At 67.6% G+C, this 222-nt stretch carries 1 protein-coding gene; it reads right to left on the reverse strand.

Translation table 11 applies throughout. From position 1 onward, the window contains the following. Positions 1–222 (reverse strand): hypothetical protein (locus BIU99_RS20155; RefSeq protein ID WP_217634998.1); only part of this gene is annotated, 222 nt, incomplete at both ends.

Consider the following 222-nt stretch of genomic DNA (forward strand, 5'->3'; position numbering starts at 1 on the left):
GGTGCGGATCGTCCCGCTCGAGGTCACGCTGAGGATGCCGGTACGGCCGGCAGTGACCACCGTTCCGGCGTCGGTTGCGAGGGGAGACGTGACCTGGCCCTTCACCGCGGTGTCGAGCAGGTGGGTCCCGGTCGCGGCGTCCGCTGTGCCGATGAAGGTCTTCGTCCCGTCGAACCTGGAAAGGGTGACAGTTCCTGACGCGCCGCACCCAGGGTTGAAGTA

Origin of the sequence: Plantibacter sp. MMLR14_011 (genome assembly GCF_001865025.1) — a bacterium.
GTDB lineage: Bacteria > Actinomycetota > Actinomycetes > Actinomycetales > Microbacteriaceae > Plantibacter > Plantibacter flavus_A.